General features: G+C 32.7%; 6 protein-coding genes. 5 read left to right on the forward strand and 1 reads right to left on the reverse strand.

The features are described from left to right. Positions 1–108: 108 nt before the first annotated feature. From H9628_RS11675 to H9628_RS11685, 3 genes are all read left to right on the forward strand, one after another. Positions 109–651 (forward strand): hypothetical protein, encoded by a 543-nt coding sequence (locus tag H9628_RS11675; protein ID WP_251834318.1) that lies wholly within the window; start codon positions 109–111, stop codon positions 649–651. Between the two features lie 182 nt (positions 652–833). Then, a complete protein-coding gene (locus H9628_RS11680) occupies positions 834–1,130 on the forward strand; it encodes a hypothetical protein (protein ID WP_251834319.1) in 297 nt (98 codons plus the stop codon). A 171-nt stretch (positions 1,131–1,301) separates the two neighbouring features. Next, on the forward strand, positions 1,302–3,062 hold the full coding sequence (locus H9628_RS11685; protein WP_251834320.1) for an ATP-dependent nuclease: 1,761 nt from the start codon (positions 1,302–1,304) through the stop codon (positions 3,060–3,062). Positions 3,063–3,122: 60 nt separating this feature from the next. Here H9628_RS11685 and H9628_RS11690 read toward each other — a convergent pair whose 3' ends face one another. Then, positions 3,123–3,467, reverse strand: a complete 345-nt coding sequence (locus H9628_RS11690; RefSeq protein WP_251834321.1) for a hypothetical protein — start codon at positions 3,465–3,467, stop codon at positions 3,123–3,125. Positions 3,468–3,482: 15 nt separating this feature from the next. On the opposite strand from H9628_RS11690, the gene H9628_RS11695 reads away from it, so the two are divergent. Both H9628_RS11695 and H9628_RS11700 read left to right on the forward strand, forming a co-directional pair. Then, the gene (locus tag H9628_RS11695) at positions 3,483–4,070 is read left to right on the forward strand and encodes an immunity protein Imm33 domain-containing protein (RefSeq protein ID WP_251834322.1); all 588 of its coding nucleotides are present in this window, start codon (positions 3,483–3,485) and stop codon (positions 4,068–4,070) included. 170 nt (positions 4,071–4,240) lie between these two features. Continuing rightward, positions 4,241–4,819: a hypothetical protein gene (locus H9628_RS11700; RefSeq protein WP_251834323.1), complete on the forward strand. Its 579-nt coding sequence runs from the start codon at positions 4,241–4,243 to the stop codon at positions 4,817–4,819. Positions 4,820–5,022: the final 203 nt, after the last annotated feature.

Below are 5,022 nucleotides of genomic sequence, written 5' to 3' on the forward strand. Positions count from 1 at the left end.
TTCGCTAAGTTTAAAGTCCGGTTTTTGTACGAAGATCTGGGGCAGCAGCCGCAACCCTCCATATACGCCGGACGTTATGCGTAATGCTATCAAAAATCCTGTATCAAATTGAAAATACTTAGAAAAGTTCATTTTGCAATATTAATTTTAATAATATTGAATCTTCTGACATTTTATTTTCTGCATTATGAATTAAAATATGAAATTAAATACACTTTAAATATCGCATTATATTTATCAGGCATGATAGTATTCTTTAAAAATATTAAGCCTTTTAAATTTAAGAACATATATTTTTCAATTTTTCCCCTTACAATGATACTATTTGGGTTCTTTTATTTATTTGGCGGGATTTTATTAGCGCTTTTGGGTGGAACTCTAATAAAACCATTGTATCCAACTTTTAGTGAATATAGAAAAGACGGAATAATACTGTACCCAGAGTATAAGGGATTTCTGGCAAGATGTTGTTTATATAAAGTGAATGAAGATCACGGTGTTTTTGAGAAAAACTTAGGAACCATTCTGTTGGATATGGATAGCAGTCCTCCTAATGCAATTATTGAATTAGTGGATACACAAACACTGAAAGTAATCTATAAAGATTTTGAGAGAAGGCAAAAAACTGAATTGTTAAAACTTGAAAATTAGCACTACACATAACAGTGTATTTCTATTAGCGGGGTTGAAGTTTACATCATGAAGGTTTTCGCTAGTTGTTCATTTCGTTATATTTACAAAAAGTTGTTATAATAGTCCCCGCCAACAGAAATACCCAACCGTTGTATGCCATTTTATATCGCCTCATTGAATAAATTAAAACTAAGATAGAAATGTTTCACATTGTCATTCATTGTAAACCAAACATTAATAACGAGGATTATTTTGGAAAGGTGATAGGAGCTTACGCTTCAATTTTACTGGATTATAAGGACTATGATGGAGCATTAGAATTATCAAAATATTACGTTAATAAAGAAAATTGGGACTTTATAGAGTTCGATGAGGAATACTTCACTTTTGAGACGAGAGAAGATTTACCTGAAGACTATCAACAATATTTTGATGAACTAGATAAATATGGTTATTCTGTTATTTTTAATATCTACAACGAACAGAAGGACGATTAAAAAAACGTCATACAACACGCTATTTCTATTAGCGGGGTTGAAGTTTACATCATAAAAATTTTCGCTAATTGTTCATTTTGTTATATTTACAAAACGTAGTTATAAAAATCCCCGCCAACAGAAATACCCAACCGTTAGCCTAAGGTCGATAGAACTCGTAATCAAGAATATATGAAATATAAGATTGTTGAATTTAATATTACCAATTATCGGTCGATTTCGATTTTGAAAGTTACCCCAGGATCGAATAACTTTATGACGATTTGTGGATCAAACAATGTAGGCAAAACTAACTTCCTTCGAGCGCTGCGGCTTTTCTTCAATCCTGAAGTAGAAAACTTCGATGCTGAAAGTGACATTCCCTATCATATTTCTGAAGGCTCGCGTGGACAAGGATATGCAATAACGCTCAAAGGTCGGATACGCGAATTAGAATCAGGTCAAGAATATATAATCACCCAGAGTTTTACGGAGAAGTTAGGTGTAAAAGAAATTTCTTTAAAAGGTAAGAAAGGAACGGAAAATTTAACTGAAAAGGAAATTAGAACATTTTTACAAAAAAATTTCAAATTTTTCTTGGTTGAAGCTAGTAATGTAAATATTCCAAAATTAGTCTCCGAAATCGTAAACGAGGAGATTCTCCCACTAGGATTAGATCAACGCCGTGGTAGAGATCAAAAGGATTCTTTAGAAAAATTAAATGAGTTCATTTCACAATCTAAAATTGCTGTAGAAAAAATTGAACTGCAGCTAACCAAAATATTCAAGGGACTTTTACAAAACGTAGATTCCATTGACTCGAATGATTGGAAGCTAAAAATTAAATTTCCGGAATATTTATATTTAAGAGAGGCCATTTCGAATATGATCGAATTTACCTTATTTGATACCAATGAAAGAAAGCTTGAAACAAAAGGAAGTGGTATTCAACGTACTATTTTGTTATCATTGATTCAATACGTAAATTCTAAAACGCGGAAAGATGTAATTTGGGCTATAGATGAACCGGAAGCCTTTCTACAAGCTGGCTTGCAGAAAAGCCTGTATTCTAATTTACTTGAACAGTCTGAGAAGAATCAAATAATTATCACTACTCACTCACACTTTTTTATTAATGTTGATGATCTAAGTAATACATTTTTATTTGAAGGAACAAAAGAATTAAAAGAGTATTCCAGAAAAGCCGGATTTTTATTTTACAAATTAAACACTAACATTTTTGTAGGTTCCGCATTTGAAAAGGCTCAAAAAATAAAAGAAAATTTTGGAATAGGTAGAAACGATTCGTGGGAAATCATGCCCTTCAATATTTTGGTCGAAGGACAAGAAGATAAGGATTTACTTATTAGTCTAATGAAAGCGTTTCAAATTCCAATACCAAATATCTTAATAGCAGGCGGCGTCAATAAATATCCTGGCTATCTACAATTCGTCAACGATTACTGTTCGGAGCTAGAATACAAACCAAAAGTACTAGCTTTATTTGATAAGGATCCCGCCGGGAGAAGCGAATACAATTCTTTACGATCAAAAACTTATAGAAATATCGAAGTAAAATGTGAATATATTATCCGATACGATGGTGGAACACACAACGATATAGAACTCGAGGATTTTATCTATCCTGAACTACTTTTTAAAGCGGTAGGAAAACTTTTAAGAAAGGAAAAGTTTAATCAAATAAAAGCCGCAGATAGAAGAAAAAGGACTTTCCCTGCGTATGATCGCAAACCTGTTTTAGATTTTATAACTGAAATGTGCAGAGCAAACAATGAAGATAAAGCAGAAATAAATTTTAACAATTTAGGAATGAAATTATTTTTATCTAAAACAGTTTGCAATGAAATTGATAAAACCGATTTAAAAGAGTTAAACACATTATATCCAAATGTGAAAGTTTTCTTGAAGCAAATAGCCACGACCTTCGGCTAACACTGGCTAAGCCTCATTGCTGCAGGCGTTTAGCCGGATGTAAAATCTAACCAAGAAACATTATCTTGCGGAAAGTACGCAGGCACTTTGGCCGCAACGAAGGCCTAGCCAGAGACCGTTACCGCCCATACTACCTTCGGCCGGTCCAAAATCCGTTTTTGTAATTAATTCAGCATTGGAAATCCGGGCTTTTTCCGAGAGCATGACAACGGGTTCCGGCATTTCGTGATCACTAAGTCGCCCCGGTATTATGTTCCTCGCGCGTACGGGCGGTAACATCGTATATGGCGGATTGCGGAAGTCTGCTTTTGTATCAGAATTTTCGCTAAGTTTAAAGTCCGGATTTTGTACGGAGATCTGGGGCAGCCGCCGCAACCCTCCATATACGCCGGACGTTACCAGCAATTTTACAGACACCGTATGAAAATAACCCGAAGTGATTTAATCAAAGTTTGCGATGATTTTATAAAAAATAAGATTGATAAAATTGATGTTGAAAATTTTGCTTCTGAAATGATTTATATGGATGACGATTTTGAAGACGAAATTGTTGCAGCTATTATATTTGAATGGGATAATGAAATCATTAATTATGAAATTAACGAAGTGAATGTAAAACTTTGGAAAAAATGGCTTCAAACTGATGAAAATAAACTTTTGGAGCATAACAGTTGGAATGTACATATTGAACCGCAAAAAAATATATGCGAAAAATATAATTCACTTTGGAAACCTATAAATAAGAAATTTAAGATTGGAATTTCTGACAATTGGAATGAAAATCCGATAAATGGACTTCGTCATTCACAACAAGAAGGAACAACAGGATGGTTTATTTGGTCTGGAGAATATTCTGATAATAACGATTTTTTTAAGCCAATTTGTGCCGAACATTTATTGCAAATTAGACCTGAGATTATTAAATATTTAGGTTTAGAAATCGGTTTCAGATTTCTGGTCGATAATAAAGGTTATGAAGACGTTTGGAAAGATGAAAATATCGAATAAAAAAACTGCTGGTAACAAAGTATTTCTATTAGCGGGGTCGAAGTTAACATCATGAAGATTTTCGCTAATTGTTCATTTTGTTATATTTACAGTAACCAGTTGTAATAATCCCCGCCAACAGAAATACCCAACCGTTAGCAGAAATGATCCGAAACATACATAAATACAATATGAAATTAAAAATATACTTTATATTATTTCTAATTTTTCCCTTGCAGAATATTTACTCTCAATCAAATGAGATAAAAATATACAATGAACTATTTAAATGGACTTTTTCAATTCCTGACTATTTTGAAAATGTCAGTCCAAATGAATCTGAGAAAAACCAACTTTTAGGTAAAAAAGTATTGGAACAAAAAATTGGTAAAGAACTGGTAAATAAGTCAATTAAAATTTACGGTTTCAAGAGTGGAAATTACAATCAACTGGTTGTAAATTATCAGCCAATTAAATCAAAGAAAAATTTTACTGAATCTTTTAAGCAGATGTCAGAAGTTCTGTACGAAACTTTGAAGATTGAATTACCAAATTCAGTAATCACTCATTCCTATTCAACAGAAGTAATAAGTAACATTAAATTTGAGGTTTTTGATGTAAATATAACTGGCGACAATAAAAATATGAATATGAAATGTTTCAGCGCAATCATTAATGGTAAAATACTAAATGTACAAGTTGTAGATCAAGATAAAGAAAAAGGTCAAGCATTAATATCTGCATTTAGAAAATCAACATTCAAACTTTAATCACTTCTGCTAACAGCGGTTTTGCAATAGTGCGAAATTTTTACAAGTGTGAAGATTTTAGATATTTCAAAGTTTAGTTATAATAGAAAGATTTGTCATATTAAGCCGCACTATCGCCAAGCCTCGAAACGTTACCGCCCATACTACCTTCCGCCGGTCCAAGATCCGTTTTTGTAATTAATTCAGCATTGGAAATCCGGGCT

Origin of the sequence: Kaistella pullorum (assembly GCF_014837035.1) — a bacterium.
Lineage (GTDB): Bacteria > Bacteroidota > Bacteroidia > Flavobacteriales > Weeksellaceae > Kaistella > Kaistella rhinocerotis.

Bases quoted from the DNA above. Each gene is read 5' to 3' on its own strand.
- H9628_RS11680 (WP_251834319.1), top strand. From the start codon at position 834: ATGTTTCACATTGTCATTCATTGTAAACCAAACATTAATAACGAGGAT.
- H9628_RS11685 (WP_251834320.1), top strand. From the start codon at position 1,302: ATGAAATATAAGATTGTTGAATTTAATATTACCAATTATCGGTCGATT.
- H9628_RS11695 (WP_251834322.1), top strand. From the start codon at position 3,483: ATGAAAATAACCCGAAGTGATTTAATCAAAGTTTGCGATGATTTTATA.
- H9628_RS11700 (WP_251834323.1), top strand. From the start codon at position 4,241: ATGAAATTAAAAATATACTTTATATTATTTCTAATTTTTCCCTTGCAG.